Source organism: Streptomyces sp. NPDC058279 (assembly GCF_042881255.1).
In the GTDB taxonomy this organism is placed as follows: Bacteria; Actinomycetota; Actinomycetes; order Streptomycetales; family Streptomycetaceae; genus Streptomyces.
On record NZ_JBHVYA010000004.1, the window covers coordinates 92230 to 118120 of the forward strand.

Below are 25891 nucleotides of genomic sequence, written 5' to 3' on the forward strand. Positions count from 1 at the left end.
GCTTCTCGGCCTCGCTACCAGGCGAGTTGTGAGATCTCCTCGGCCACCACCGCGCAGGCGTCGGCGGCCGGGTCGATGAGCGGGAAGTGACCGACGCCGTCCAGGAGGGTCAGGCCGACCAACTCGCCCGCCTTGGCCGCCGCGGCGACGTACGCCTCCGCCACCTCCTCCGGGACCACGATGTCGTCCCGGCCCTGCACCACGGCCGTCGCGATGCCCGTCGGAAGCAGGGCGGCCGGGTCCGCGTACGGCAGCCGCTCGTCCCAGTACCGCCGGCCACCCAGCAGTTGCGCCGACGCGCCCCCGCAGACGCCCAGCCGCTCCGCCACCGCGAAGTCCGCGATCGGCGCCAACGCCACCACACCGCGCAGCGGCGGCGGGGCCGGCAGCCGCCAGGGGCTGCCCTCCGGCAGGACGTGCCGGGCCGCGGCCCACAGGGCGAGGTGACCGCCGGCGGAGTGACCCGTCACCACGATCCGCCGCACATCGGCCTGCGGAAGCGCCTCGGTCGCGAGCCCCGGCAGCGCGTCCATGGCGGCGGCGACATCGTCGAAGGTCTCCGGCCAGCGTCCGGCGACCGGATCGCCGCCGCCCTGGTGCGGCAGCGAACTCCCGCGCCGGTACTCGACGTTGGCGACGGCGAAGCCCCGTCGGGCCAGGAAGTCCGCCAGCGGGGTGACGTGCTGCCGGTCGTACGGAGCACGCCAGGCGCCACCGTGCAGGAGCACGACCAGCGGGGCCGTACCCCGCGCATCACCGGACGCGGTGCCGACGCGCGGGGCGTAGAAGTCGACCACCTGGTCGGGGTGTTCCCCGTAGCCGGCGCTCGCGTCGGGCTCGATCGGCGGATGGGAGAAGGCCGAAGCGGACTCGGCGGCGTCCCGTTCGACTGCGGGGTCCGTCATCGGCTCAACCTCTCGGTAACGCATGGGGCAAGGGTGAACATGAGCAGCGGGAGTTACGTCGGGGGCACGTGTTCCGGTGTTCCGGCAGAGCGGGACCGTATCAGGCTTGAACACGCCGTTACGTGGCACCCCGAGGCAATGGGGACGCGGGCGGAGCCGAAGCTCCGCCCGCGCCGTGTCATGCCCCGCGATGTGACGTTTCTCCGCCAGATCACCCGAAGATGTGACCCAGCGTCCGGGCCGCGCGCTCCGCGTCGGTGAACGAGACGTAGAGCGGCGTGAAGCCGAAACGCAGGACGTCGGGTGCCCGGAAGTCCCCGATCACGCCCCGCGCGATGAGTTCCGTCATGACCGCGCGGGCGTTCTCCGTCCGCAACGAGACCTGGCTGCCGCGCCGGGCGTGCTCGTCGGGCGTCACCGACTCCACGGTGCCCGTCGGCACGTAGGCGGCCACGCACTCCAGGAAGAAGTCCGTCAGGGCGAGGGACTTGGCGCGCACCGCCTCGACGGACACCCCGTCCCAGGCGTCGAGGGCCGACTCCAGCGCCAGCATCGACAGGATGTCCGGGGTGCCCACCCGGGCCCGCGCCGCGCCCGCCGCCGGGAGGTACTCCGGCGTCATCGCGAACGGGTCCGCGTGCCCGTTCCAACCGGGGAGCGGGGAGTCGAAGGCGGCCTGGTGCCGTTCGGCAAGGTACAGGTACGCGGGCGAACCGGGTCCGCCGTTGAGGTACTTGTACGTACAGCCCACCGCGAGGTCGACCGCGTTCTCGTCCAGGCCCACGGGCAGCGCCCCGGCGGAGTGGCACAGGTCCCAGACGACGACCGCGCCGGCGGCGCGGGCCGCGGCGGTGAGGGCCGGCAGGTCGTGCAGCCGCCCCGTGCGGTAGTCGACGTGGTTGAGCAGGACGACGGCGGTGTCCGTCCCCAGCTCCGCGGCGGCCCGCGCCGGGTCGACCGGAACGACCGTCAGGCCGGTCATCCGGGCGGCCGACGCGGCGATGTAGCCGTCGGTGGGGAAGGTGGAGGCGTCGACCAACAGCCGGGTGCGTGCGGGGTCCGTGCCCGCCAGGCGGGCCGCGCCGACCAGCGCCTTGAACAGGTTGACGCTGGTCGAGTCGCCGACGGTCACCTGGCCGGGCGCCGCCCCGATCAGGGGGGCGATCTTGTCCCCGATGCGCTCGGGGGCGGTCCACCACCCGGACTCGTCCCACGAGCGGATGAGCAGTTCACCCCACTGGCGGTTCACCACGTCGGCCGTGGCGGCGGCGACACCGGCCGGGAGCGCGCCCAGGGAGTTGCCGTCGAGGTAGACGACGCCCTCGGGCAGGGTGAAGCGCTCGCGGAGCTTGCCGAGCTCGTCGGCGGCGTCCAGCGCCGCGGCGCGGGCGGCGAGCTCCCCGGGGCCGGGCCGGGTTTCGGTCGTCGTCGGCTCAGACATGGCTGCGCGCCGTCCACAGCTCGGGGAACACGTTCTTCTGCGCGCGCTTCTCCAGCCAGGTCACGCCCGCGGAGCCGCCCGTACCGGTCTTCGCGCCCATCGCCCGGCGGGTGGCCACCAGGTGGTCGTTGCGCCAGCGCCACACCAGTTCCGCCACGTCCGTCAGCACCTCGCCGAGCCGGTGCAGGTCGGGCTGCCCGTCCGGGTCGGCGTACAGCTCCGTCCACACGGCCTCGACCTGCGGCGAGGGCTCGTAGCGCTGCGACAGGTCCCGGTCCAGCACGGACGCGGGCACCGGCAGGCCGCGGCGCGCGAGCAGCCGCAGCACCTCGTCGTAGAGGCTGGGCTCGTGGAGCGCCTTCTCCAGCTCCGCGTGGACGCGCGGGGCGCCCCGGTGCGGCACCAGCATCGACGCGGACTTGTCGCCCAGCAGGAACTCCATCCGGCGGTACATCGCCGACTGGAAGCCGGAGCCCTCGCCGAGCGCGGAGCGGTACGAGTTGAACTGCGCGGGGGTCAGCTGCGCCAGCGGGCGCCACGAGGCGTTCAGGGCCTCCAGCTCACGGAGGGAACGTTTCAGCGCGTCCATCGCGGCCGGGATCCGGTCCTCGCGGAGGGCCTTCGCGGCCGTCTCCCACTCGTGGACGATCACCGTGAACCACAGCTCCATGACCTGGGTCGTCACCAGGAAGACCATCTCGCCGGGGTCGTCCGAGCGAAGGTGCTGGAGGTGGGTGAGGACGTCCGCCTGGACATAGTCCTCATAAGGGGTGGTGCCGGCGAAGTCGAGGTTCGGGGTGTCCGAACCGGCTCCGGAGGCATCAAGGGCGTGCGACATCTCTGTCTCCTCGACACGTGCTTCCGGGTAGCGGTCCGCTCCTTCCGGTGAGGTAAGTGGAGCCCCGGTCCCCTGCTCGCATCATAAACAGGAGTTCCGGGGCCCCTCTAGGCCGGCAGGCCAGGGCGTTATGCGAGCGTGTCCGCCGCCGTCTCGGAGGAGTCGCGCAGGAAGGTCGAGCAGCGCTCGTACTCCTCCTTCTCGCCGATGGCCCCGGCGGCGCGGGCCAGGGCGTGCAGGGCGCGCAGGAAGCCGCGGTTCGGCTCGTGCTCCCACGGCACCGGGCCGTGGCCCTTCCAGCCGGCGCGGCGCAGGGCGTCCAGACCCCGGTGGTAGCCCGTTCGGGCGTACGCGTACGACTCGACGGTGCGGCCGGCCGCGAAGGCCTCGTCGGCCAGGGTGGCCCAGGCCAGCGAGGACGTCGGGTGGGCCGCGGCCACCTCGGCGGCCGGGGTGCCGGCGGCGAGGGCCTCGCGCGGGGCGGGCTCGTCGGGCAGATGGGTGGGGGCGGGGCCCCCGAGCAGGTTCTGGTGAATCGACATGCGCCCAGTCTGGGGTATCGGGCCGGGTCCGTGCCGCCCGGTGGTGGGCGCCCCACCGCGGCGGGCGGCAGGGGTGTGCCCGGCGCACCTCCCCGCGGGGCGGGCCGGGGACGGACCGTGGGAAGGTCGTCGACGGAGGGGGTAGCGCGTGAACACCGGCACCGGCACGGGGGTCGGCCGGCCCGACCGCGTGGAGGAGGTCGTCGAGGAGTTGTGCGCCGCGGTGTTCGCGCCGCTGCGCCGCCGGGACCAGCGCGACCGGGGACGCCAGTACGTACGGGGGCTGCTGGCCGCCGAGGGACGCAAGTCGATCCGCAACATGGCGCTCCAGACGGGCTCCGGCGGGGCGGCCGAGGAGCAGGCGCTGCACCACTTCATCGCCGGTTCGACCTGGGACTGGGAGCCGATCCGGGCCGCGCTGGCGCGCTACCTGGCCCGGTCGGCGCCGCTCGGCGCGTGGGTGGTGCGGCCGATGGCGATCCCGCGCGGCGGGGAGCACTCGGTGGGCGTCGGCAACCGCTTCGACCCGTACCAGGGGCAGATGTTCCGGGGTCAGCAGGCCTTCGCCACGTGGTTCACCTCGGGCGGCGGGGCGACACCGGTGGCGTGGCGGCTGTTCCTGGGCGGCGAGGGGCCGGTGGAGTTCCCCGACTCCTACGAGGCGTGCGCGGTCGCGGGGGTGCCGGAGCTGGCGCGGCGGTCCGAGGCGGGCTTACGGCCGGTCGTGCTCGATGTCCCCGACATCGCGACCCGGGCCACGCTGAGCCGTTTCGCGGCGGCCAGGGTGCCGGTGGTGGCGCGGATCGGCCCCGGCGCGCGGCTGGGGGTGGCGGACCAACGGCTGCCCGGTCACGGCGCGTCGCCGATGGCGGCGCGGGACATCCTGCAGAACGTGCGGGGGATGCGGATGCCGGTGGAGTGGGCGGAACCTGACCGGCCGGGGGTGCGGCGCAGCTCGCTGGTCGCGGCGGTACGGGTGTTGCTCGCGGGGCGGGAGATGCTGCTGTTCGGGGAGTGGTCCGATGCGCGGCGGCTGCCGGGTGCGATGTGGGTCACGGACCTGACCCGGGTGGCGCCGGGGGCGTTGGTGCGGCTGACGAAGGAGGCCGGGAAGGTGGCCCGGGCGGCCGGGTCGAGCATGGACCGGGTGGGGCTACGGGACTTCGCGGGGCGGTCCCTGTCCGGGTGGCACCGACACGTGACGCTGGCCTCGGTGGCGCACGCCGGGCTGTGGCTGGGCGGCGGGCTGCCGCCGGCCTCCCCGCACCCCGACCCGGGCGTACGGGCGCACCGGCCCCTCGCGGTCCTGGCCAACCGCTGACGCGGCGGGGCCGGCGGCGGGGCCGGGGGCGACGCGTCCGGCCGTGAAGACGCGTCCGGCCCTGCGACCGGTGCGGTGCTGTGCCGGGAGCGGCGGGGGGCGGCCTCAAGGCCTGTTCGGGTCGCGCGGGTCCGTCGAACGGCGGGCGTGGAGGACCGCGCGGGTCTTGCGCAGCCGGAGCGCCATCTGGATCTCCAGGGCCCGTCCGGGCTTCTGCCAACCCTCCCCCAGGAGTTCCGTGATCCGCTCCAGCCTCCGCGACACCGTGTTCGGGTGGACGTGCAACGCCTCCGCCGCGTGCGTGGGGCTGCCGCCCGAGGCGAAGTACGCGTCCACTGTCCGCGTCAGGTCGGTCAGGCGGTCCGCGTCGTACTCCAGCACCGGGCCGATCGTGGACGCGATGTACGCCTCCACGTCGTGATCCGCCGACAACAGCAGCCCCACGAAGCCCAACTCGCGCAGCGACGCGGTGCCCCCCGCCCCGTCGAGCGCGGTGAGCGCGTCCAGGCAGCGCACCGCCTCCGCGTACACCCGGGCCACCTCCCCCGGCCCCTCCGCCGGCCCGGCGGCGCCCGTCGACACCGCGTGGCCCAGCAGCGGCGACAACTCCCCGGAGACCCGGTGCGCGGCGGCGGAGGCGTCCGTCCCGGGCAGCAGCAGCACGATGCAGCCCCGGCGGACGCCCTTGAGACCGCCCATCCGGTACGCGTACGAGGACGCCCAGGCCACCGCGCGGCCCAGTTCGCCGCCCTCCGGCCGGGCCACGACCACCACGTGCGGCCGGTCGAGGTCGACGCCGAGCCGCCGGGTGCGGTCCGAGAGGCGCAGGTCGAACGAGTGGGGCCGCTCCAGCAGATCGGCCAGCAGTTCGTCGTGCACGGGCCCTTCCGCCGCCGCCGTACCCCGCTGGATCAGCATCAGCGAGGCCACCGACTGCGCCGCCAGTCCGAGCAGCCGTACGTCCTCCTCCGCGAGCGGCGCGGACGCGCTCAGCAGCAGCACCCCGAGGTCCTCGGCGCCCGCCAGCACCGGCGCCAGCCACACCTCCCCGGCCAGTCGGACGGGTCTGCGCCCGGTCAGCGCCTGAAGGGACGCCTTGGTCACCGACTCCTCGTCCGGCTCGGGGAGTTCACCGGTGACGGCCAGCACCCGGCCGCCGGGGTCGCGTACTTGGAGCACGCCGTCCAACGCGTCGGCGGTGGCGTGGGCCAAGGTCCCCAGCCCGGCGCCGTCCAGGACCAGCCCGGCCAGCCGGGCATGGCACTCCCACAGGTGACGGACGCGGGTGAGGGCGGTGTTGGTCCGTGTGCCGAAGGCCGCCAGTTCGGTGACCTCCTCGCGGGTCTGCTCCAGCAGGCGCGCCTTCTCCAGGGCGACGGCGGCCAGGTCGGCGAGGGAGAGCAGCAGCCCGATCTCGTCGGGGGTGAACCGGCGCACGCGGCGGTCGGCCCCGTAGAGCGCGCCGAGCGTGGAGTCCCCGCGCCGCAGCGGTACCGCGATGATCGCGTGCAGGCTCTCGGCCCGGACCACGGCGTCGATGCCCGGCGCGTGCGCGATCGTGTCGTCGTTCAGGTAGTCGGCGGTCCAGACGGGGGAGCGGCGTTCCTGGGCGATGCTGCCGAGTCCGCTTCCGGCGCGCAGTTCGAGCCCGATGTTGAGGGCGGTGGTCTCGCCCTCGGAAGTGCGTACGTACGCGGACCCGTCCGGGCGGCTCAGCGACAGCCACGCCATGTCGAAGTCGAGCAGGCGCCGGGCCCGGCGGGTGATCAGGCGCAGCAGGCCGTCGATGTCGTAGGGGGAGGTCAGGTCGTGTGCGGTGTCGACGAGCGCGGTCAGCGCGGCCTCGCGCTGCTCGCGACGGCTCGCGCTCGCGCGGACGGAGCGGGCCAGTGCCACCGCACGGGTCAGCCCGGCGATCCGGGCGGGGTCCGCTTCCGAGCGCCCGGCGTCCTCCAGCAGGGCGTCGTAGGCGCTCTGCGGTGCCTCGTTCGCGAGCAGTTCCAGTACGGCGAGTGCGGCATCGTCGGCGGCCCCGTCCCGCGTCCCGATCTCCCCCATATGTCGCTTCCCCCGTCCGACCTGCCGTTTTCAGCCCGGATCGTGAACCTAGGTTCCGCGCGGCGGAGGGTCAAGCGCCGCACGCCACGGGCGAACCGGACCGGGAGCGGGTGACGCGATGGGCCTCGACGCGTTCCTCGGCGCGGCGCACGCCTTCCAGGAAGGCGCCACCGACCCGTCCCCCGCCGCCGGCGCCGCGCAGGCCGGCCAGTTCGAGCCGCAGCTCGCGGCCTCGGCCCAGCGCCAGTTCGGCCTCGACCCACTGCTCCAGCACCGAGCGCCGGTCGGCGGCGAGCAGCGCGACGCGGGCGCCGAGCCAGGGGCCCACCTCGATGCCGTCGAGGGCGGGTCCGGTCCACAGCGCGAGGGCGCGGCGCAACCGGCGGGCGGCCTGCTCGAAGTCGCCGCGGCTCATCGCGCGGTAGCCGGCGCCCGCCTCGCGCTCGAACTCCCGCACGTCGGACCGGCCGCCGCCGGTGTCGAGAACGTACCCGCCGGGCCTCGCGGACAGCACGGTCTCGGGAGTACGTACCGAACCGGCCCCCAGCACCTCCGCCAGCCGTTCGCGCAGGCGGCGTACGGCGGTGGGCAGGACGGCGTGGTGGTAGGGCGAGGACGTGCTGTGCGCCAGTTCGTCAGCGAGGACGGTCTCCGGCACGACTCGGTCGGGGGAGGCGGCGAGCGACGCCAGGAGATGTCTGGCCTCGGGTGTGGGCGCTGTGATGAGAATGCCGTTCTCGGTGACGCGCGGCTCGCCGAGCAGCTGAATCTCCACAGTCTTCTCCCCCTGGCCCGGGGCTGCGCCCCCGAAAAATAATACCCGGAAGCATTTTTTTGGGAAGGGGAGAAGGCGAGGGGAAGTGGTCCGTGGGACGGAAGGGATCGTCAGGCGCCCGGCGTCGCCGCCGCGTTGACACCCGGTCCGGTCACCGCGTCGCCTGCGCCCGGGGCCGCGCCACCGTGTCGTCCCCCGCCGTGTCGTCGCCCACCGTGTCGTCCTCGCGCGGCGCCACGCCCGTGGCGCAGCCCTCCCGGCACTCGTGGGTGCCCCGGTCGCCGAAGAGCGCCCGCGCGCCCCGCCCCGGGGCGGTGTCCAACCGGATCGCCACGGCGGGGACCACCACGCTCGGCATGACGTGCGCGTACAGCTCCGAGACCTGCCGGTCCATGTCCAAACCGAGCGTCTGGGACATGGTGTTGAGACCGGCGTACGCGCCCACGATCAGCTGCGAGGGGACCACCGGATCGACGCCCGGCAGCAGTTCGCCGCGCCGCTTGGCCTCCGCCAGCACCTCGGTGTGCAGGGCGATCCACATCTCGTAGGGAGCCGCCTTGTCGAGGGCCTGGCCGGCGCGGTCGAGGGTCAGCCGGACGCCGGCGCGCATGAGCACGTCGTGCCGCAACTGGTGGCAGAAGACCATGCCCATGTCCAGGAACTCCTGCGCCTTGTACTCCTGCGGCAGGGCAGGGGGCTGCCCCTGGTTCTGGGCGTCGATGACGGCCTGCGCCAGGGCTTCCTTCGAGCCGAAGTGGAAGTACAGGGCGCCCTTGGTGACCTTGGCGATGTTGACGATGTCGGAGAGCTTGGCGGTGTCGTACCCGTACTCCTCGAACACCGTCGCGGCCGCCCGCAATATGGCCTGCCGGGTGCGTACCGCCCGGTCCTGTTTCACCGGCGGGCGCTCTGTTCTCATGGGGGGACCTCTCCTGACCCCCGGATTTACATGCCCGGGAGTACGTTCTTGTGAGGTGATTGCACACCATCACGGAGCAGCAGTCCACCGCCGTATGTCACCTCCGGCCATCCCGCCAGGAAACGGACATGCGGCAGGGGCCCGCCCGCCCCTGGAGGACGGCCGGGCCCCTGTCGTGGAGCCGGTCACGGACGCCGCCGTGACGGAGGGGTCACTTCAGCCGGGTGCCCGTGGAGCGCAGGTTCGCACACGCCTCGGTGACACGTGCGGCCATGCCCGCCTCGGCGGCCTTGCCCCAGGTACGGGGGTCGTACTTGGACTTCGTGCCGACCTCGCCGTCGACCTTCAGGACGCCGTCGTAGTTGCGGAACATGTGGTCCACGACCGGGCGGGTGAAGGCGTACTGGGTGTCGGTGTCGAGGTTCATCTTCACGACGCCGTTCTCCAGCGCGGTGGCGATCTCCTCGGCCGTGGAGCCCGAGCCGCCGTGGAAGACGAAGTCGAACGGGGACGCCTTGCCGTACTTCTCACCGACACCGGCCTGGAGGTCCTTGAGGAGCTCCGGACGCAGGACGACGTTGCCCGGCTTGTAGACGCCGTGCACGTTGCCGAAGGAGGCGGCCAGCAGGTAGCGGCCCTTCTCCCCGAGGCCGAGGGCCTCGGCGGTGCGGATCGCGTCCTCGACGGTGGTGTAGAGCTCGTCGTTGATCTCGTGGCTGACGCCGTCCTCCTCGCCACCGGTCGGGGTGATCTCGACCTCAAGGATGATCTTGGCGGCGGCGGCCTTGGCGAGCAGCTCCTGGCCGATGGCCAGGTTGTCGGCCAGGGTCTCGGCGGAGCCGTCCCACATGTGCGACTGGAAGAGCGGGTCCAGGCCGCGGCTCACACGCTCGGCAGAGACCTCCAGGAGCGGACGTACGTAGCCGTCCAGCTTGTCCTTCGGGCAGTGGTCCGTGTGCAGCGCGACCGTGATGTCGTACTTGGCGGCGACGATGTGCGCGAACTCCGCCAGGGCGACGGCGCCGGTGACCATGTCCTTGTTGTACTGGCCACCCAGGAATTCGGCACCACCGGTGGAGATCTGGATGATGCCGTCGCTCTCGGCCTCCGCGAAGCCGCGAAGCGCAGCGTGCAGGGTCTGGGACGAGGTCACGTTGATGGCGGGGTAGGCGAACTTGCCTGCCTTCGCCCGGTCCAGCATCTCGTTGTAGACCTCGGGGGTTGCGATGGGCATCTGTCCGCTCCTTGGATGTGCGGGGAGTGTGCGATTGCTGGCCCTGACCTGGGGGCGACGTTGCCGTCGCGCCTATCTTTCCAGACTCGCTACCCGCCTCTACCCGGGCCCGGTGGACGTTTCACGTGAAACATCCGGCCGAGCCCGAGGGCGGACGGAAAACAGCAGGTCAACGGCCACCGCCCCGGAAGGCCGGGTTCCACCGGGCGTCTCGCCCCGTGGACGCCCGGCCTCCGCCCACGCGTGACGAGAGGGTCGGACGGGGTCGGACAGGACCTAGGACAGGCCCAGGTCCGAGAGCCGGTAGCCGGTCAGGTAGGGCAGGCCCGCCTCGGCGATCGCGTCGGCCGCGCCGCGGTCCACGATCGTCGCCACGGCCACGACCTCGCCGCCGGCCTCACGGACCGCCTCGACAGCGGTCAACGGCGATCCACCGGTGGTCGAGGTGTCCTCGACCACCAGGCAGCGCTTGCCCTTCACGTCGGTGCCCTCGATCCGGCGCTGCATGCCGTGCGCCTTCTGCGCCTTGCGGACGACGAAGGCGTCCAGGCGTCCGCCGCGCGCGGCGGAGGCGTGCAGCATCGAGGTCGCCACCGGGTCGGCGCCCAGGGTCAGACCGCCGACGCAGTCGTAGTCGAGGTCGGCGGTCAGGTCGAGCATGACTTGACCGACCAGTGGGGCGGCCTGACCGTCCAGGGTGATCCGGCGGAGGTCGATGTAGTAGTCGGCCTCCCGCCCGGAGGACAGGGTCACCTTGCCGTGCACGACGGCCTTGTCCTTGATCTGCTGCAGAAGCTCATCGCGTACGTCACTCATGGTTCTGAGCTTAAAGGGAGGCCGGCCCCCGCCTCGACGACGGCGCTTGGCACGCCCCTAGGCCAGGCGGCGCCAGGTCCAGGTGGTGGAGACCTCCAGCGGGTCCACGGGGGTGACCAGCCGCGGCAGGCTGTTCAGACCGTTCGGCGGCCCCGACTGGGGTTCGACGCAGATCGCCTCCGGCTCCTCGTCGTAGACGACCACCCACTCGGCCCGACTGGTGATCCTCAGCTCCAGCGCGCCGGGCCACGTCAGGGTGACGTCCACCCCGTCGGGCATCCCGAAGCAGTCGTCCCACGGACCCGGTTTCGGGTCGATCCGCCGGCCGGTCGGGATGTGGTCGGGGCCGCGCTCCTCCTGCCAGGCCGGGGCGAAATCGAGCTTCGCCTCCGCGCCGTCGGGCGTGAGACTGCGGTGGAACCAGGGGTGCCAGCCGGCCTGGGCCGGGAAGGAGTCCCCGTACGTCTCCACGCCCATCGTGAGCGTCAGCGCGTCCTCGTCCAGCCGGAAGACCTGGGTCACCCGGCCCGGGTACGGCCACGGGTCGCCGAGGTCGTACGTGAACACGGCCTCGGTGCCGGTGCCCAGGGCCGGACGCCAGGCGGCCTCGCGACCGAAGCCGTGGATGGCGTGCGGGGGGTGGTTGAGCGGCAGCCGGTGGACGGCCGCCCCGTCGCGGAACCGCCCGTTCGCGGTGCGCCCGCACCACGGGACCATGGGGAACGCCCCGTACTTGGGGCCCTGCCGCAGCAGCTCGGTCCCGTCGACGCGCAGACTGCTGATCCGGCAGCCGTTCTCCTGGTCGATCGTCAGCTCGGCGCCGCCGGCGCTCAGTCGCGTACTCATACGGCCGACCCTAAACGGCCGGGGCCGTCCCCGTGGTCAAGGTCGTACCCGTGAAACGGCGCCGCCCGGCGGGCCCTTCAGCGCCGCCGGCGCAGGACGCGGCCGACCACGACGGCCGAGGCGACGGCCAGGGCGGCGGCCGGCGCGATCCAGCGCAGGCCGACTCCGGCGGCGGCCGAGGAGGGGGCCGGAACGGGGGCGTAGCGACCGCGCGGCGGCGCGTGGTCGACTTCCTCGGCACTGCGGCCGATCATCGTGCGGCGGGCGTGGGCGGCTTCGGCGGGGGGCCGCGCGGATCCGCCGAGCGCACCGGTTTGGTCGAGGTGCTCGAAGCCGCCTTCGAGGAAGGGGTCGAGGGACGGGGGCGGGACCTCGGCGTCGAACACCGACTCGGTGATCTCGGTGATGCCGTCCCCCTCACCGTTCCCGGCGGAGTCCCCCTCACCGTCGCCGGCGGAGTCGGCAGCGGCGGAGACGGCGCCGAGTTCCGCCTCCTCGGCGTCCGCGACGGGATCGGCGACGGGCTCGGCCGGCGACTCCGACCCGGCTCCCGGCTCGGCCGGCGGCTCCGACCCGGACCCCGGCTCCGCCACCAAACCCCGCTCCGGGTCCGGCTCCGCCACCCCGGCCGCCGCAGCGGCGAGGTTCGCGGCGGTGCGGTCCAGCAGCCGCTGCACGGCCGCCGCGGTGACGTCCGGCGCGAAGCCCGCGGCGCGCCCGTCGGCGGAGCCCTCGCCGGAGATCTCCAGCCGGGTGCCGCCCTCGTGCGGGGTGAGCCGCAGCGTCAGCGCGAGCCTGACGGTCCCGCTGCCCCGCACCTCGGCGCCCTCCCCCTCCACGGCGAAGCGCCCCGGGTCCCGCTCCGTGACGGCCAGCGCCCCCCGGTAGGTCACGGTGTGTCCGCCCACCCGCACCCTGAGCCGGCCCGCCAGGGGCCCGGACGCCGTGTCGGCGTCCTGCTGGAGCCCGGGTACGCAACGGGCCACCCGGGCGGGGTCGCGCAGCACGGCGCGAAGGTCGTCTGCGGGTACCGGAACGAACACCTGATGCTCCATGCGGACGAGCCTACCGACGAGACCGGTTCCTGTACCCGGTCCTGCGCCGGCCCGGGCCCTACGTGTACCTCGGGTGCGGGAGCGTCGAGGGCGGCAGGCCCGGCACCCGGGTGCGCTCGGCCTCCCGGGCCGCCTCCTGGAGGGCCGGGGTGGACACCGAGCGCAGCCCCGGCGTGTCGCGGTCGACCCGCAGCCGCGGCGCGGCGTCCCGCGCGGCGAGCACGAAGCCCCAGTCCTGCGGTCGGGCGCCGGTGCCGCCCTGCGCGCGGTCGGGGCCGGCGGTGAACCCGGAGAGCCGGCCGCCCGCGCTGTAGGGCGTGGTCCGCAGACCGGCCGCGCGCAGGGTGGCGTCGACCGTCCAGTAGGTGCGCGGCCGGGTGGCCAGCGGCCCCGCGTGCACCGCGATCCGGCCGCCGGGGCGCAGGGCGCGGGCGGCCAGCCCGTAGAACTCCTGCGAGTACAGCTTCGTGCTGGGCGTGATGCCCGGATCGGGCAGGTCGGAGACGATGACGTCGAAGCGGTCCCGGGCGGCCGGGCCCCGCAGCCAGTTGAAGGCGTCCTGAGTGACGACGCCGAGGCGGGGGTCCTCGTACACCGCGCCGTTCAGCTCGGACAGCATCGGGTCGGTACGGGCTAGCCGGACCACACCCGGGTCGAGCTCGACGACGGTCACGGAGGTGACGTCGGGGTAGCGCAGCACCTCACGGGCGGCGAGCCCGTCCCCGCCGCCCAGGACCAGGACCCGGGCGTGCGGGCCGGCCATCGCCGGGTGGACGAGGGCCTCGTGGTAGCGGTACTCGTCGTAGCCGCTGACCCGCAGCCTGCCGTCGAGGTACAGGTCGAGCGAGCGCGGTGACCCGGTGGCCGGTCCGGTCAGCACCAGCTCCTGTACGTCGGTCTGTACGGCGACCCGCACGTTGCCGCCGTAGACGGCGCCGCGCGCGATCCGCTCGAAGTCGTGGGCCAGGAGGGCCGCGGAGGCGAGGACGGCGAGGACGGTCACGTTCGCGGCGATCAGCAGCCAGCGGCAGCGGCGGCTGAGGTCGCGGCGGAACAGCCACAGGACGAGTCCGCCGCCGACGGTGGCGTTGACGGAACCGGTGAGTACCGCGCCGCCGAGCTGGCCGAGCACCGGCAGGAGCAGGAAGGGGAACGCGAGCCCGCCGACCAGGGCGCCCACGTAGTCGGCGGCGAACAGGTCCGCGACCGCGCCGCCCGCGTCCTGCCGGTGGATGCGCTGGATCAGCACCATCAGGAGCGGGATCTCGGCGCCGATGAGCACGCCGATGGAGAACGAGAAGGCGACGAGCGCGGGCCTCGACTCCCCCAGCCAGGCGAAACTCGCGTACAGGGCCATCGCCGACAGCCCGCCGAGCAGGGCGAGCGCCGCTTCGACGGCGGCGAAGCCGAACGCGGGCCGGCGGCGGAGCCGTTTGGCGAGCAGGGAGCCGACGCCCATGGCGAAGACCATCACGGACAGCACCACCGACGCCTGGGTGACGGAGTCCCCGATGAGGTAGGAGCCGAGCGCGAGCAGTTCCAGTTCGTAGACGAGACCGCAGGCGGCGCAGACGAAGACGGTGGCCAGCACGAGGAGTCGCCCGGTCCGGGGCCGTACGGGCAGGGCGGCCGGGACGGTCGCCACGCCCCGCGGCCCCGGAGCCGGCAGCACCCGGCGCGGTACGGAACGGTCGATCATGAGGCGAACCGTACGTCACCGACCGCTCGCACCCCGTCACTCACATGGGTGTAAGTGGTGCGTCGATTCAGCCGATCGGAGTAATCGCGAGCCGGCTCCGCACCCCCTCACAGCGACGCCACGCCCACCGCCTCGGAGGCTCCCGCGTCCGTGCCCGTCCGTACCCCCACCCGGGTGCGGGTGGCGACCAACTGGCCCTCCTGCGGGTACGCGTGCCAGGTCCGCCACCGCACCTGGCCCTCGTGGCGCTGCGCCAGCAGGGCGGTGAAGGCGTGCGGGCTGCCGGGAAAGGTCCCGGCGAGTCCGTTCGGGTGATCCGCGACCAGCGCGAGCAACTCCTGGGCGCGCCCGGCGAACGAGCCGCGCGAGAGCGTCTCGACGCGCGCGGCGAACTCGTACTCCCAGTCGCCCACCCGCTCGGCCACTCCCAGCGGCAGCGGGGTGCTGCTGCCGGGCATGCAGGCGACCGTCTCCGAGCAGAGCACGTCGCCTTCCTCCATGAGCACCTGGTGGGAGGCGCCGAGCAGGCGCAACTCCACCTTCGCGCCCGCGAGCTGGAGGTTGAGTACGGCGAGGGCGGGCAGCCGGTCCCGTCCCAGGGCCCAGGCGAGATCGGCGGCACGCGTGTCGGTGTAGGTGGTCTGGAGGGTCGTGAGCATGAGTCGGCTCCGCAAACGCGCGAGGGAGGTGGGCCGGGGACCGCCAGCGGTTGGTCAACGGGTGGGGGGACACCGGCACGGGTCCACAGGAAGTCCAGGGAGGTCCGAGGACTGGTCTACTCAACCGAGGGAATCATGAAAGGCACGGCACTCACAGCGTTTTTACCCAACTTGATTGGGTTTACATCCCCCCGGGGGCTACCCGGTTCACGTGTTCAACCACATGCCGCCCGTACGTCGTAACGCGGAGGCGAATGCGGTACCGGCAGGGTGTTGACGTGGCGTTGTCGAGGAGTTGACGAGGTGCTAACAAGGGGACGCCCAAGGGAAGTTGTCCCCGCTGGGCGTCCCGTTTACGCGGTCCCGGCCGTACCGATCCTCAACTGGATCCGCATCCGCCGCCACCGCAGGAGGAACCCGAGGAACCGCACGACGACGAGGACCCGCAGGACGAGCCGCCGGAGCAGCCGCCCGAGGACCCGTCGGAGCCGCTCGCGGCCCACCAGCTGCTGTCACTTCCACTGCCACCGCTGCCGCCGCTTCCCCCGCCCGCGGCCTTGACGGCCACCGCGACGACGATCCCGACGAAGACGACACCCAAGAGCACTACGGCAAGAACCATGTCCCGCCCCTCTCCGAACCCCCGGATCCCCGGGGTACGGGACCCCCGTGTCCCGTGTGCGGGGGAGATGCCCGCCGGCCACGCGCGCCAAAGCACACTTGAGCAACTCCAGAGGTTCCGCGCAGGATGGCCGCCATGAGCGCACCCGTGGGCGGCAGCCGCCCCTTCCTGAACCGCCGGCTGGCGGACTTCGGCACCACGATCTTCGCGGAGATGTCGGCCCTGGCCACCGCCACGGGGTCGATCAACCTCGGCCAGGGTTTCCCCGACACGGACGGTCCGGCGGAGATCGCCGAGGCGGCCGTACGCGCGATCCGGGACGGCAGGGGCAACCAGTACCCGCCGGGCCCCGGCGTCCCGGAACTGCGGGTCGCGATCACCGAGCACCAGCGGCGCTTCTACGGGCTGACGTACGACCCCGACACGGAGGTCCTGGTCACGGCGGGCGCCACGGAGGCCATCGCGGCCGCCCTGCTGGCCCTGCTCGAACCGGGTGACGAGGTCATCGCCCTGGAGCCCTACTACGACTCCTACGCCGCCTGCATCGCCATGGCCGGCGCCGTCCGGGTCCCGCTGACACTGCGCGCCCCCGACTTCCGCCTCGACGCGGACGCCCTGCGCGCCGCCGTCACCCCCCGGACCCGGCTGCTCCTGCTGAACACCCCGCACAACCCCACGGGCACGGTCCTGACCCCCGCGGAGCTGGCGGCCGTCGCCGAACTGGCGATCGAGCGGGACCTGCTGGTCGTCACCGACGAGGTCTACGAACACCTCGTCTTCGAGGGGTCGCACACCCCCCTCGCCGCCCTGCCCGGCATGCGCGAGCGCACGGTGACCATCTCCTCGGCCGGCAAGACGTTCTCCTTCACCGGCTGGAAGGTCGGCTGGGTCACCGCACCGCCCGCGCTGGTCGCCGCCGTCCGCTCGACGAAGCAGTTCCTCACGTACGTCTCCTCGGGCCCCTTCCAGCACGCGATCGCCGAGGCCCTGGCCCTGCCGGACACGTTCTACGAGACCCTCCGCGCGGACCACCTCGCCAAGCGCGACCTCCTCGCCGACGGGCTCGCGGCGGCGGGCTTCGAGGTGTTCCGCCCGCAGGGCACGTACTTCGTCACCACCGACATCACCCCCCTCGGCGAGAAGGACGGCCTCGCCTTCTGCCGCGCCCTGCCGACGCGCTGCGGCGTGGTCGCCATCCCCAACCAGGTCTTCTACGACGACCGGTCCGCCGGCGCCACCCAGGTCCGCTGGGCCTTCTGCAAGCGCACCGAAGTCCTCCGGGAAGCCGTCGCCCGGCTCGGCCGCCTGTAGGGCGCCGGCGGGGGGAGGCACCCGAACGGGCGCGGCGGGGTCCCCCGAAAGACTTCCGCGCGGGAGCCCCGCTCGGGCGCTTCACCTGGGGAAACGGCGGTTTGGGCGGGTGTCGGCCGGGAATCGGCGCGGGGGCCGGCCTCGTAGGGTTGGCCCGTCGTGGGGAGGCCGGCCGGGAGCCCCTTCCACCGCGGGCTCCGGGGTGATCGGCGCCGGAGCGAGGCTGACGCACGCGAACGCGCCGGAAGCGCCGGCGGGAAGACCGGGAGACATGGCTGCGGTTTCGACGGGTCCGACGCTGTCCCCGCACCCGCACCCGCACCCGCCCCGGACGCGCACCGACGGCCCGTCGCCCGCCCTCCTCGCGCTCGGCGTGTTCGCCGCCGTGCGCGGGGCCGGGGTGCTGATCATCACCGCCGGCGCCTGGTGGGCCGGGCGGGACCCGGCCCGGGTCCTCGGCGGATCGTGGGACTCCGTCTGGTACCTCGGCATCGCCGCCCACGGGTACGGCCGGACCCAGATGTGGGCGGACGGCTCCATCCAGAGCGACTACGCCTTCTTCCCGCTCTACCCGGCCCTGGTGCGCCTCGCGGGCGGCGGCGCCCTGGCCGCGCTGGCGGTGGCGTGGACCGCCGCGGCCGGAGCCGCCCTCGGGGTGTACCGGGTCGGGGAGCGACTGCTGGGGGCCCGGGGCGGGGTGCTGCTGGTCGCCCTGTGGGCCGTGCTGCCGCACGCCGTGGTGCTGAGCGCCGGTTACACCGAGGCGCTGCTGGCCGCGCTGGCCGCCTGGGCCCTGTACGCGGTGTTGCGGGAGCGCTGGCTCTGGGCGACCGCGCTGGCGGTCCTCGCCGGGCTGACCCGGCCCACCGGGATCGCCGTCGCCGCCGCGGTGTCCCTCACGGCCCTGCACGCGCTCGCGGTACGCGGCCGGCGGGCGCCGGAAGTGTGGGCCGCCGCGCTGCTGGCCCCGGCGGGCTGGGCCGCGTACGTCCTGGCGGTGGGGGCGCGCACCGGGCATCCCGTCGACGGGTACTTCACCGTCCAGCGGCGCTGGGGGTCCCGATTCGACTTCGGCGTGGGCACGCTGCGCGACGCCGAGAAGGTGCTGACCGGCGGCCCCGTACCGTTCGCGACCAGCTTCACCGTCGCGGTGCTGGTGGTGGCGGCGCTGCTGGCGGTGCCGCTGCTGCTGGACCGGGCCCCGCTGGCGCTGCTCGCGTACACCGGCGTACTGATGCTGATCACCTACGGCGGGGGCGGTTTCTTCGAGTCGAAGCCGCGCTTCCTGCTGCCCGCGTTCCCGCTGCTGCTGGTGCCCGCCGCCGTGATGGCCAAAGCCCGGCCCCGCACCGCGGTCGTGGTGACCGCGGGGCTGGCCGGGCTCTCGTACGGCTATGGGGTGTACCTGCTCCTGGTGGCGCGGGTACCGCTGTGACGGGTCAGTTCTCCTCGTCGCCCTTGTCGTCCCCGCCGTCGGCGGAGTCGGCGTCCTGCTCCAGGCCGAGCTGCTCGACGAGCCACTTGTCGAACTCGATCGAGGCCCGGACCCAGCTGACGGTGGAGGACACGAAGTGCTCCAGGTTGACGCCGGTACCCACCAGCATCTGCGCTTCGCCGATCAGGCGGACGGAGCCGTCGTCGTGCGTGTGGCTGTAGACCTTCGGCCACAGGGTGCGGCGGTTCCAGTCGTCGATCGTCTCCAGCAGCTGCGGCTTGTCTTCGATGCCGTGCGGACGGTCGTAGAAGGTCCGCACCGAGAAGACCTGCTGCTCGCCGTCGCCGCGGAACATGAAGTACGTGCGGAACTCCTCCCACGGCGCCGCGAGGTCACCCTCGTCGTCGACGACGTACTTGAGCTCCATCTGCTCCAGCAGCTGCTTGACCAGATCCTGGTCGGGGACGACGGGGCCCGCCGGTCCTGTGGCCTGCGGATCGGGCTGCTGCCCTCCGAAGTTCGGAATCGAGGCCGGGTCGATGCTCACCGTGTACTTCCCTTCGTGCGGATAGTGTCATCCTCCCCCATCGGTCCCACCCCGTGTCCAGCCCCGCACGCCCGATCCGCTCCGGGCGGACACGAGTAGGGCTCCGGTAAGGACGGGCAGGGACCGGGGCCCCGCGCCCGGGGCCCCGTCCGGTGTCACAGCGCCTTGCCGACCAGCAGGTCCTCTCCCGCCACGTCCACGCGCACGGTGTCGCCCTCGCGGACCTCGCCCGCCAGGATCTCCTTGGCGAGGCGGTCGCCGACGGCCGTCTGGATCAGCCGGCGCAGCGGTCGGGCACCGTAGGCCGGGTCGTTGCCCTTGTCCGCCAGCCAGGCCAGGGCCTCCGGCGTGACGTCCAGCGTCAGCCGGCGGTCGGCCAGCCGCTTGGCGAGCCGGCCGATCTGGAGCTCGGCGATGTGGGCCAGCTCGTCGCGGCTCAGCGCCGAGAAGACCACCAGGTCGTCCAGTCGGTTGAGGAACTCCGGCTTGAAGGAGGCCCGCACCACGTCGAGGACCTTGGTCTTCTTGTCCTCCGGCGTGGCCAGGGGGTCCATCAGGAACTGGGACCCGAGGTTCGAGGTCAGGATCAGGATGGTGTTGCGGAAGTCCACCGTGCGCCCCTGGCCGTCCGTGAGCCGGCCGTCGTCCAGGACCTGGAGCAGGATGTCGAAGACCTCGGGGTGGGCCTTCTCCACCTCGTCCAGCAGGACGACGGAGTAGGGGCGCCGGCGCACGGCCTCGGTGAGCTGGCCGCCCTCCTCGTAGCCGACGTAGCCGGGCGGCGCGCCGACCAGCCGGGCCACGGAGTGCTTCTCGCCGTACTCGGACATGTCGATGCGGACCATCGCCCGCTCGTCGTCGAACAGGAAGTCCGCGAGCGCCTTGGCCAGCTCGGTCTTGCCCACGCCCGTCGGGCCCAGGAAGAGGAACGAGCCCGTCGGCCGGTCCGGGTCGGCGATGCCCGCCCGGGTGCGGCGCACGGCGTCGGAGACGGCCCGTACGGCCTCCTCCTGGCCGATCAGCCGGCGGCCCAGCTCGGCCTCCATGCGCAGCAGCTTCTGCGTCTCGCCTTCGAGCAGCCGGCCCGAGGGGATGCCCGTCCAGGCGCCCACCACGTCCGCGATGTCGTCCGGGCCGACCTCGTCCTTGACCATGGCGTCCTTGGCCGGGCCGGCGTGGGACGCCTCGGCCTCGGCCTCCGTGGCCTCGGCCAGCTCGCGCTCCAGGGCGGGGATCTCCCCGTAGAGCAGCTTGGACGCCGCGTCGAAGTCGCCGTCGCGCTGGGCGCGCTCGGCCTGGCCGCGCAGGTCGTCCAGGCGTTCCTTCAGCTCGCCGACCCGGTTGAGGGACTGCTTCTCCTTCTCCCAGCGCGCGGTCAGGCCGCGCAGCTCCTCCTCCCGGTCCGCGAGGTCCCTGCGGATCTTCTCCAGGCGCTCGATGGAGGCGGGGTCGGACTCGTTCTTGAGCGCCAGCTCCTCCATGCGCAGCCGGTCGACGGAGCGCTGGAGCTCGTCGATCTCGACGGGCGAGGAGTCGATCTCCATGCGGAGCCGCGAGGCGGCCTCGTCCACCAGGTCGATGGCCTTGTCCGGGAGGAACCGGGAGGTGATGTAGCGGTCCGAGAGGGTGGCCGCGGCGACGAGGGCGCTGTCGTTGATGACGACCTTGTGGTGGGCCTCGTAGCGGCCCTTGAGGCCGCGCAGGATGGCGATGGTGTCCTCGACGGTCGGCTCCGCCACCAGCACCTGCTGGAAGCGGCGCTCCAGCGCCGGGTCCTTCTCGATCCGCTCGCGGTACTCGTCGAGCGTGGTCGCGCCGACCATGCGCAGTTCGCCGCGGGCGAGCATGGGCTTGAGCATGTTGCCCGCGTCCATGGCCGAATCCCCGCCGGCGCCCGCGCCGACGACCGTGTGCAGCTCGTCGATGAAGGTGATGATCTGACCGTCACTGGACTTGATCTCGGCGAGGACGGTCTTGAGCCGTTCCTCGAACTCGCCGCGGTACTTCGCGCCCGCGACCATCGCGCCGAGGTCGAGGGCGACGAGCCGCTTGTTCTTCAGGGACTCGGGTACGTCGCCCTTGACGATGCGCTGGGCGAGGCCCTCGACCACGGCCGTCTTGCCGACGCCGGGTTCGCCGATGAGCACCGGGTTGTTCTTCGTGCGGCGGGAGAGCACCTGGACGACGCGGCGGATCTCGTGGTCGCGGCCGATGACGGGGTCGAGCTTGCCCTCGCGGGCGGCCGCCGTGAAGTCGGTGCCGAACTTCTCCAGGGCCTTGTACTGGCCCTCGGGGTCGGGAGTGGTCACCCGCCGCCCTCCTCGTGCGTTCTCGAAGGCGTCCAGCAGCTCGCGCGCCGTCGCCCCCTGGGCGGTCAGGACCTCGCCGGCCGCGCCGCCCTTGGCGGCGAGGGCGATGAGGAGGTGTTCGGTGGAGAGGTACTCGTCGCCGAGCCTGCCCGCCTCGGCGTCGGCCTCGGCGAGTACGGCGAGCAGCTCACGCGTGGGCTGCGGGGGCGCGACGGTGGAGCCCGTGACGCTGGGCAGGGCGGCCAGCAGCCGTTCGGCGCCGGTGCGCACGGCGGCCTGGTCGGCCCCGGCCGCGGCGAGCAGGTCGATGAGGTTGTCGTTGTCCTCACCGGCGAGCAGGGCCAGCAGCAGGTGCGCGGGGGTCAGGTCCGGGTGGCCGTCCTTCACGGCCCTGGTGGTGGCCGCGTTCAGCGCGTCCCGGCTCTTGTTCGTCAGCTCGGCGTCCACCGCCGCTCTCCTCTCCGTGGTCAGGTTCGGATCGTCATGTCCCACATGACATCCGGTGTGACAGGTATAGCGTGCACAAAGTTGAGTCTATTCCACTCAAGGTGGTTTTCAAGGGCCGACCGACCGAGGCCCGGCCCGGCCCCGAACGTACGCTTCGCCCATGGCCCACGACGTACTCCACCCGACGCCCGAATACCTCGCCTTCTGGCGGGAACGGCACGTCTGCACCCTCACCACGCACCGCCCGGACGGCAGCCCGCACGTGGTGCCGGTGGGCGTGACGTACGACCCCGAGGCGGGACTGGCCCGGGTGATCAGCAACAAGCACAGCAAGAAGGTCCGCAACGTCCTGGCGGCGCCCGACGGCGTCGCACGGGTCGCGGTGTGCCAGATGGAGGGCCGGCGCTGGGCCACCCTGGAGGGGCGCGCCACGATCCGCACGGACGAGGCGTCGGTGGCCGACGCGGTGGAGCGCTACGCGCGGCGGTACGGGCGGACGCCCTCGCCCAACCCGGACCGGGTCGTCCTGGAGATCACCCTGGACCGGGCGATGGGCCGCGCCTGACGCGCCACCGCGCACGCGGGCCGGCGACGACGGCCGGGCCGGCGACGGCCGGGCCGCCCGCGCGCCCGGACATCACAACGGCGCCATCGTGGTCAGGTCCACGATGGCGCCGTTGTGTGGGGGTAGCACCTGAGCGATGTGCAACGAGGGGGAATCGCTTCAGGCACTTCGGGGGGTGGCGGCGGTGATCTCAGGCTCGAACAGCTGGTGGTCCCGCTGGTCGAGGTTGACGAAGACCATTCCGTACCGCACCTCACAGCGGACGGGCTGCGGTGCGCCCCGGGGGCGGCGCAGACAGCGGTAGGCCCGGACGTCTTCGTCCTCTTCTCGTACGACGACGATCGGCTGGCCGAACAGGGTGACCATCAGCGAATCGCCGGCGTGGGGGATGGCCGTGGCGAGATCGATGAACTGCCACCCCGACCGGTACGCCGAAGCCATCTCGCGTCGGAAGTCCCGGTCGTCGGGGGTCACTGGGAGACCTGCGCAGGCGCGCTGTTCCAGCCTAGGTCCAGGGGAGCCGTGTTCCAGCCGAGATCGTGCTTGCCTACCGACTCGACGGGCGTACCGGCACTGGCCTGAACGCTTCCCGCGTCCCCGTTGACGGCGACGACTGCCCCGAAGACCGCAACGGCGGAGAAAACAACGGCAAGCGCCGAGCGAAGCATTCTCTTATACATGGTCGGCTTCGTCCTCACTTGATGGAATCCTCTCCCCCGCAGTGACAGACGATGGCTTATTCAGGCACGTCAGTGCCACAGGGACGATGCATCATGTTCTTACATGTTCAGGACCCTGGGGGGTGGAGATTTGGCAAGAAGCGAGGCAAACCCGACACATCCCCACCCCGTCACGGAGATGTGCGCCGAAGGAGCACGGCTGTACGCGGCTGCCCTGAGCGCCGGCCGCGTCGCCCGCGGCGAGGTGCGGAACGCCCCCTGCCTGCTCGAATTCGCTCTGCTGCGGCCCGACCCGGATGACGCGAACCAGCTCCGCGCGGTTCCCCCGTCCGTCGCGCTCGCCCAACGGCTGCACCCCATCGAACGCGAGATCCAGGACCGCAGACGCACTGCTGTAGATCTCACCGATGCATTCGAGCCGTTCCTCGCCATCAGCGCCCAGAGCCCCGCCAACACCCACGCCATCACCGTGTTGGAGGGAATCGACCAGATCAACGCCGCCCTCGACCTCGCCACCGCCGAGTGCCACACCGAGGCCCTGACCGTCCAGCCGGGCGGCGCCCGGCCCACGTTCATCCTCAGCGAGGCTTTGGAGCGCGCCGCGCCGCTCATCGACCGCGGGGTGAGCATCCGTACGCTCTACCAGCACACCGTGCGGCACAGCCAGGGCACGCTCGCCTACGTGGACCGCGTCTCCACGGGCAAGGTGGAGATCCGCACGCTGGAGGAGCTCATCGAGCGGCTCATGATCTTCGACCGCACGGTGGCGTTCATCCCCGCGAGCGACGACCGCCGGGTGGCGCTGGAGCTGCGCCACCCCGGGCTCGTCGACTACCTCATCAAGGTCTTCGAACAACTCTGGCGCCGGGCCGTCCCCTTGGGCGACGAGGTGCCCTACACGCACACCCCGGACGGCATCTCCGGCGTGCAGCGCTCCATCGCCCAACTGCTCATCGAGGGGCATGTGGACGAGGCGATCGCGCGCCGGCTGGGGATGAACGTACGCACCTGCCGCGCGCACATCGCGAAGCTGGCGACCGTGCTGGGCAGTGGCAGCCGGGCGCAACTCGGCTTCCTCATCGCGCAGTCGGGCATCCTGCACAGCGCGGCACCGCCGCTGTCGCCCGCGCGTCCGACGCCGTGACGCGCGGGACCCCGCCCGGTCGCCCCGGCGGGGTCCACACGTCATGCCGCGATCGGTTTCCCGGTCAGTCCTTCGCGCGCTTGGGGCGCCACACGACCAGCGCGCTGCCCGGCTGCGGCGGCTGGTACGGGACCAGGTCCCGCCGGTACGAGGCGTGCACCTGCGCCTCCCGCGCCCGCAGGGTGGCGGCGGCCCCGTCCACAGCCGTGGACAGTTCGGCCACGCGCTGCTGCAAGGCCGCGACCTGGTTCTCCAGCTCGATGATCCGTTTGATCCCCGCGAGGTTGATGCCCTCGTCCTGGGACAGCGCCTGCACCGTACGGAGCAGCTCGATGTCTCTGGCCGAATATCGACGCCCGCGCCCGGCCGTCCGGTCGGGTGAGACCAGGCCGAGACGGTCGTACTGACGCAGGGTCTGCGGATGCAGACCCGAGAGCTGGGCGGCCACCGAGATCACGTAGACCGGTGTCTCATCGGTCAGTTGGTACGGGTTCTTGCGGCGGCCGTCCATCTCATGCTCCCTTCGCGGACTCGAACAGGGCGGCGCGCGGGTCCTCGGACCCGGTCGCGTCGCGGTACGTCTCCAGCGCCTCGCGGGCCTTGTCGGACAGCTCCGCCGGGACGGCCACCTCGACCGTCACCAGCAGATCACCGCGGGTGCCGTCCTTGCGGACCGCGCCCTTGCCCCGGGCACGCATCGTACGGCCGCCCGGCGTGCCCGGCGGCAGTTTCAGGGTGACCGAAGGACCGTTCAACGTCGGCACCTTGATCTCGGCGCCGAGGGCCGCCTCCGCGAACGTCACCGGGACGGTCACCGTCAGGTTGTCGTCCTTGCGACCGAACACGGGGTGGCTGCCGACGTGGACGACCACGTACAGGTCACCGGCGGGACCGCCGCGCTCGCCCGGGGCGCCCTTGCCGCGCAGCCGGATCCGCTGGCCGTCGGAGACGCCCGCCGGGATCCGGACCTGCATGGTGCGGGAACTACGGGCCCGGCCGCTGCCCTTGCAGACGTCACACGGGGTCTCGGCGATCAGGCCGCGACCCTTGCAGTCCGCGCAGGGGTCGGTCAGCGAGAAGCCGCCGCCGCTGCCCCGCGAGACCTGGCCGGTACCGACACAGGTCGGGCACACCCGAGGGGTGCCGTTCTTGTCGCCGGTGCCCGAACATGCCTTGCAGGGGGCCTGCGAGGACATCCGGAGCGGGACCGTGGCCCCGTCCACCGCCTCCGTGAAGGAGAGGGTGACCTCCGACTCGATGTCCTGGCCGCGGCGGGGCTGGGTGCGGGTGCCCGCACCGGGGCCCGCGCCGCCGCGGTTGAACAGGCCGCCGAAGACGTCCCCGAGGCCGCCGCCGAAGCCGCCGCCCGCGCCGCCGCCCGGCTGGGCGCCGCCGAAGAGGTCACCGAGGTCGAAGTTGAACGAGCCGCCGGCGCCGCCCGGACCGGGGCGGAAGCCCCCGTTGCCGAACAGGGCGCGGGCGTCGTCGTACTCCTTGCGCTTCTTGGCGTCCCCGAGGATGTCGTTCGCCTCGGAGATCTCCTTGAAGCGCTCCTCGGCCGAGGCGTCGCCCTTGTTGGCGTCCGGGTGGAACTCGCGGGCGAGCTTCCGGTACGCCTTCTTGATCTCGGCCTCGGTGGCGTCCTTGGGGACACCGAGGACCTTGTAGTAGTCCTTCTCGACGAAGTCCTTCGTGCTCATCCTCGGTGGCCCTCCTCTCGTGC

24 protein-coding genes are annotated in these 25891 nt (G+C 72.8%); 5 read left to right on the forward strand and 19 right to left on the reverse strand.

Going from position 1 to position 25891, the window contains the following annotated elements:
• Positions 1 to 14: 14 nt before the first annotated feature.
• The 4 genes from ACFVXJ_RS10150 to ACFVXJ_RS10165 all read right to left on the reverse strand — a co-directional run bounded on the left by ACFVXJ_RS10150 (position 15) and on the right by ACFVXJ_RS10165 (position 3726).
• Entirely contained in the window at positions 15 to 905 is an 891-nt protein-coding gene (locus ACFVXJ_RS10150; RefSeq protein WP_389661169.1) for an alpha/beta hydrolase, read from the reverse strand.
• 211 nt (positions 906 to 1116) lie between these two features.
• Complete coding sequence (gene kynU, locus ACFVXJ_RS10155) at positions 1117 to 2346, reverse strand: kynureninase (protein ID WP_389661171.1); 1230 nt, start codon at positions 2344 to 2346, stop codon at positions 1117 to 1119.
• A complete protein-coding gene (locus ACFVXJ_RS10160) occupies positions 2339 to 3184 on the reverse strand; it encodes a tryptophan 2,3-dioxygenase (RefSeq protein ID WP_389661173.1) in 846 nt (281 codons plus the stop codon). The genes kynU and ACFVXJ_RS10160 overlap by 8 nt, the downstream gene beginning before the upstream one ends.
• A 128-nt stretch (positions 3185 to 3312) precedes the next feature.
• The gene (locus ACFVXJ_RS10165; RefSeq protein ID WP_361318794.1) at positions 3313 to 3726 is read right to left on the reverse strand and encodes a DUF3151 domain-containing protein; all 414 of its coding nucleotides are present in this window, start codon (positions 3724 to 3726) and stop codon (positions 3313 to 3315) included.
• 148 nt (positions 3727 to 3874) lie between these two features.
• On the opposite strand from ACFVXJ_RS10165, the gene ACFVXJ_RS10170 reads away from it, so the two are divergent.
• Positions 3875 to 5047: a transposase gene (locus tag ACFVXJ_RS10170; RefSeq protein ID WP_389661175.1), complete on the forward strand. Its 1173-nt coding sequence runs from the start codon at positions 3875 to 3877 to the stop codon at positions 5045 to 5047.
• A gap of 105 nt (positions 5048 to 5152) precedes the next feature.
• Here the strand turns inward: ACFVXJ_RS10170 and ACFVXJ_RS10175 are convergent, their stop codons facing one another.
• The 10 genes from ACFVXJ_RS10175 to ACFVXJ_RS10220 form a co-directional block, all read right to left on the reverse strand.
• The gene (locus ACFVXJ_RS10175) at positions 5153 to 7105 is read right to left on the reverse strand and encodes a GAF domain-containing protein (protein ID WP_389661177.1); all 1953 of its coding nucleotides are present in this window, start codon (positions 7103 to 7105) and stop codon (positions 5153 to 5155) included.
• Positions 7106 to 7175: 70 nt separating this feature from the next.
• Positions 7176 to 7880, reverse strand: a complete 705-nt coding sequence (locus ACFVXJ_RS10180; protein ID WP_389661179.1) for a BTAD domain-containing putative transcriptional regulator — start codon at positions 7878 to 7880, stop codon at positions 7176 to 7178.
• 151 nt (positions 7881 to 8031) lie between these two features.
• Positions 8032 to 8799, reverse strand: a complete 768-nt coding sequence (locus tag ACFVXJ_RS10185) for a ScbR family autoregulator-binding transcription factor (protein ID WP_389661181.1) — start codon at positions 8797 to 8799, stop codon at positions 8032 to 8034.
• 211 nt (positions 8800 to 9010) lie between these two features.
• Positions 9011 to 10033, reverse strand: a complete 1023-nt coding sequence (gene fbaA / locus ACFVXJ_RS10190; RefSeq protein ID WP_389661183.1) for a class II fructose-bisphosphate aldolase — start codon at positions 10031 to 10033, stop codon at positions 9011 to 9013.
• A 276-nt stretch (positions 10034 to 10309) separates the two neighbouring features.
• Positions 10310 to 10849 (reverse strand): orotate phosphoribosyltransferase, encoded by a 540-nt coding sequence (pyrE, locus tag ACFVXJ_RS10195; protein ID WP_361318806.1) that lies wholly within the window; start codon positions 10847 to 10849, stop codon positions 10310 to 10312.
• A gap of 57 nt (positions 10850 to 10906) precedes the next feature.
• Positions 10907 to 11695 (reverse strand): aldose 1-epimerase, encoded by a 789-nt coding sequence (locus tag ACFVXJ_RS10200; protein ID WP_389661185.1) that lies wholly within the window; start codon positions 11693 to 11695, stop codon positions 10907 to 10909.
• A gap of 77 nt (positions 11696 to 11772) precedes the next feature.
• Complete coding sequence (locus ACFVXJ_RS10205) at positions 11773 to 12750, reverse strand: SRPBCC family protein (RefSeq protein WP_389661187.1); 978 nt, start codon at positions 12748 to 12750, stop codon at positions 11773 to 11775.
• A 58-nt stretch (positions 12751 to 12808) separates the two neighbouring features.
• Entirely contained in the window at positions 12809 to 14449 is a 1641-nt protein-coding gene (locus ACFVXJ_RS10210) for a polyamine aminopropyltransferase (protein ID WP_389661188.1), read from the reverse strand.
• Between the two features lie 107 nt (positions 14450 to 14556).
• Positions 14557 to 15108: a DUF2617 family protein gene (locus tag ACFVXJ_RS10215; protein ID WP_389661189.1), complete on the reverse strand. Its 552-nt coding sequence runs from the start codon at positions 15106 to 15108 to the stop codon at positions 14557 to 14559.
• A 379-nt stretch (positions 15109 to 15487) separates the two neighbouring features.
• Entirely contained in the window at positions 15488 to 15730 is a 243-nt protein-coding gene (locus ACFVXJ_RS10220; protein ID WP_389661191.1) for a hypothetical protein, read from the reverse strand.
• A gap of 126 nt (positions 15731 to 15856) precedes the next feature.
• Between ACFVXJ_RS10220 and ACFVXJ_RS10225 the strand changes: the two genes are divergently transcribed.
• Positions 15857 to 17041, forward strand: coding sequence for a pyridoxal phosphate-dependent aminotransferase (locus ACFVXJ_RS10225; protein WP_389661192.1), 1185 nt, complete (start codon positions 15857 to 15859; stop codon positions 17039 to 17041).
• Positions 17042 to 17312: 271 nt separating this feature from the next.
• A complete protein-coding gene (locus ACFVXJ_RS10230) occupies positions 17313 to 18476 on the forward strand; it encodes a hypothetical protein (protein WP_389661194.1) in 1164 nt (387 codons plus the stop codon).
• Between the two features lie 4 nt (positions 18477 to 18480).
• Here the strand turns inward: ACFVXJ_RS10230 and ACFVXJ_RS10235 are convergent, their stop codons facing one another.
• Entirely contained in the window at positions 18481 to 19023 is a 543-nt protein-coding gene (locus tag ACFVXJ_RS10235) for a YbjN domain-containing protein (protein ID WP_136210059.1), read from the reverse strand.
• A gap of 155 nt (positions 19024 to 19178) precedes the next feature.
• Positions 19179 to 21779: an ATP-dependent chaperone ClpB gene (gene clpB / locus ACFVXJ_RS10240; protein WP_389661195.1), complete on the reverse strand. Its 2601-nt coding sequence runs from the start codon at positions 21777 to 21779 to the stop codon at positions 19179 to 19181.
• Between the two features lie 160 nt (positions 21780 to 21939).
• Here clpB and ACFVXJ_RS10245 point away from each other — a divergent pair, with 160 nt between their 5' ends.
• Entirely contained in the window at positions 21940 to 22344 is a 405-nt protein-coding gene (locus tag ACFVXJ_RS10245) for a pyridoxamine 5'-phosphate oxidase family protein (protein WP_389661197.1), read from the forward strand.
• A 159-nt stretch (positions 22345 to 22503) separates the two neighbouring features.
• On the opposite strand, the gene ACFVXJ_RS10250 is transcribed toward ACFVXJ_RS10245, so the two are convergent.
• Positions 22504 to 22785 (reverse strand): (2Fe-2S)-binding protein, encoded by a 282-nt coding sequence (locus ACFVXJ_RS10250; protein ID WP_361318886.1) that lies wholly within the window; start codon positions 22783 to 22785, stop codon positions 22504 to 22506.
• A gap of 342 nt (positions 22786 to 23127) precedes the next feature.
• Here ACFVXJ_RS10250 and ACFVXJ_RS10255 point away from each other — a divergent pair, with 342 nt between their 5' ends.
• On the forward strand, positions 23128 to 24168 hold the full coding sequence (locus ACFVXJ_RS10255; protein ID WP_389661199.1) for a helix-turn-helix transcriptional regulator: 1041 nt from the start codon (positions 23128 to 23130) through the stop codon (positions 24166 to 24168).
• A 64-nt stretch (positions 24169 to 24232) separates the two neighbouring features.
• Here ACFVXJ_RS10255 and ACFVXJ_RS10260 read toward each other — a convergent pair whose 3' ends face one another.
• Both ACFVXJ_RS10260 and dnaJ read right to left on the reverse strand, forming a co-directional pair.
• Entirely contained in the window at positions 24233 to 24679 is a 447-nt protein-coding gene (locus ACFVXJ_RS10260) for a heat shock protein transcriptional repressor HspR (RefSeq protein WP_389661201.1), read from the reverse strand.
• Between the two features lies 1 nt (position 24680).
• A complete protein-coding gene (gene dnaJ, locus ACFVXJ_RS10265; RefSeq protein ID WP_389661203.1) occupies positions 24681 to 25868 on the reverse strand; it encodes a molecular chaperone DnaJ in 1188 nt (395 codons plus the stop codon).
• Positions 25869 to 25891 lie beyond the last annotated feature (23 nt).

Excerpts from the sequence above, each read along its gene's own strand:
- ACFVXJ_RS10150 (WP_389661169.1), bottom strand. The coding sequence starts at position 905 with ATGACGGACCCCGCAGTCGAACGGGACGCCGCCGAGTCCGCTTCGGCC.
- kynU (WP_389661171.1), bottom strand. The coding sequence starts at position 2,346 with ATGTCTGAGCCGACGACGACCGAAACCCGGCCCGGCCCCGGGGAGCTC.
- ACFVXJ_RS10160 (WP_389661173.1), bottom strand. The coding sequence starts at position 3,184 with ATGTCGCACGCCCTTGATGCCTCCGGAGCCGGTTCGGACACCCCGAAC.
- ACFVXJ_RS10165 (WP_361318794.1), bottom strand. The coding sequence starts at position 3,726 with ATGTCGATTCACCAGAACCTGCTCGGGGGCCCCGCCCCCACCCATCTG.
- ACFVXJ_RS10175 (WP_389661177.1), bottom strand. The coding sequence starts at position 7,105 with ATGGGGGAGATCGGGACGCGGGACGGGGCCGCCGACGATGCCGCACTC.
- ACFVXJ_RS10185 (WP_389661181.1), bottom strand. The coding sequence starts at position 8,799 with ATGAGAACAGAGCGCCCGCCGGTGAAACAGGACCGGGCGGTACGCACC.
- fbaA (WP_389661183.1), bottom strand. The coding sequence starts at position 10,033 with ATGCCCATCGCAACCCCCGAGGTCTACAACGAGATGCTGGACCGGGCG.
- pyrE (WP_361318806.1), bottom strand. The coding sequence starts at position 10,849 with ATGAGTGACGTACGCGATGAGCTTCTGCAGCAGATCAAGGACAAGGCC.
- ACFVXJ_RS10200 (WP_389661185.1), bottom strand. The coding sequence starts at position 11,695 with ATGAGTACGCGACTGAGCGCCGGCGGCGCCGAGCTGACGATCGACCAG.
- ACFVXJ_RS10205 (WP_389661187.1), bottom strand. The coding sequence starts at position 12,750 with ATGGAGCATCAGGTGTTCGTTCCGGTACCCGCAGACGACCTTCGCGCC.
- ACFVXJ_RS10210 (WP_389661188.1), bottom strand. The coding sequence starts at position 14,449 with ATGATCGACCGTTCCGTACCGCGCCGGGTGCTGCCGGCTCCGGGGCCG.
- ACFVXJ_RS10215 (WP_389661189.1), bottom strand. The coding sequence starts at position 15,108 with ATGCTCACGACCCTCCAGACCACCTACACCGACACGCGTGCCGCCGAT.
- ACFVXJ_RS10220 (WP_389661191.1), bottom strand. The coding sequence starts at position 15,730 with ATGGTTCTTGCCGTAGTGCTCTTGGGTGTCGTCTTCGTCGGGATCGTC.
- ACFVXJ_RS10225 (WP_389661192.1), top strand. The coding sequence starts at position 15,857 with ATGGCCGCCATGAGCGCACCCGTGGGCGGCAGCCGCCCCTTCCTGAAC.
- ACFVXJ_RS10230 (WP_389661194.1), top strand. The coding sequence starts at position 17,313 with ATGGCTGCGGTTTCGACGGGTCCGACGCTGTCCCCGCACCCGCACCCG.
- ACFVXJ_RS10245 (WP_389661197.1), top strand. The coding sequence starts at position 21,940 with ATGGCCCACGACGTACTCCACCCGACGCCCGAATACCTCGCCTTCTGG.
- ACFVXJ_RS10250 (WP_361318886.1), bottom strand. The coding sequence starts at position 22,785 with ATGGCTTCGGCGTACCGGTCGGGGTGGCAGTTCATCGATCTCGCCACG.
- ACFVXJ_RS10255 (WP_389661199.1), top strand. The coding sequence starts at position 23,128 with ATGTTCAGGACCCTGGGGGGTGGAGATTTGGCAAGAAGCGAGGCAAAC.
- ACFVXJ_RS10260 (WP_389661201.1), bottom strand. The coding sequence starts at position 24,679 with ATGGACGGCCGCCGCAAGAACCCGTACCAACTGACCGATGAGACACCG.
- dnaJ (WP_389661203.1), bottom strand. The coding sequence starts at position 25,868 with ATGAGCACGAAGGACTTCGTCGAGAAGGACTACTACAAGGTCCTCGGT.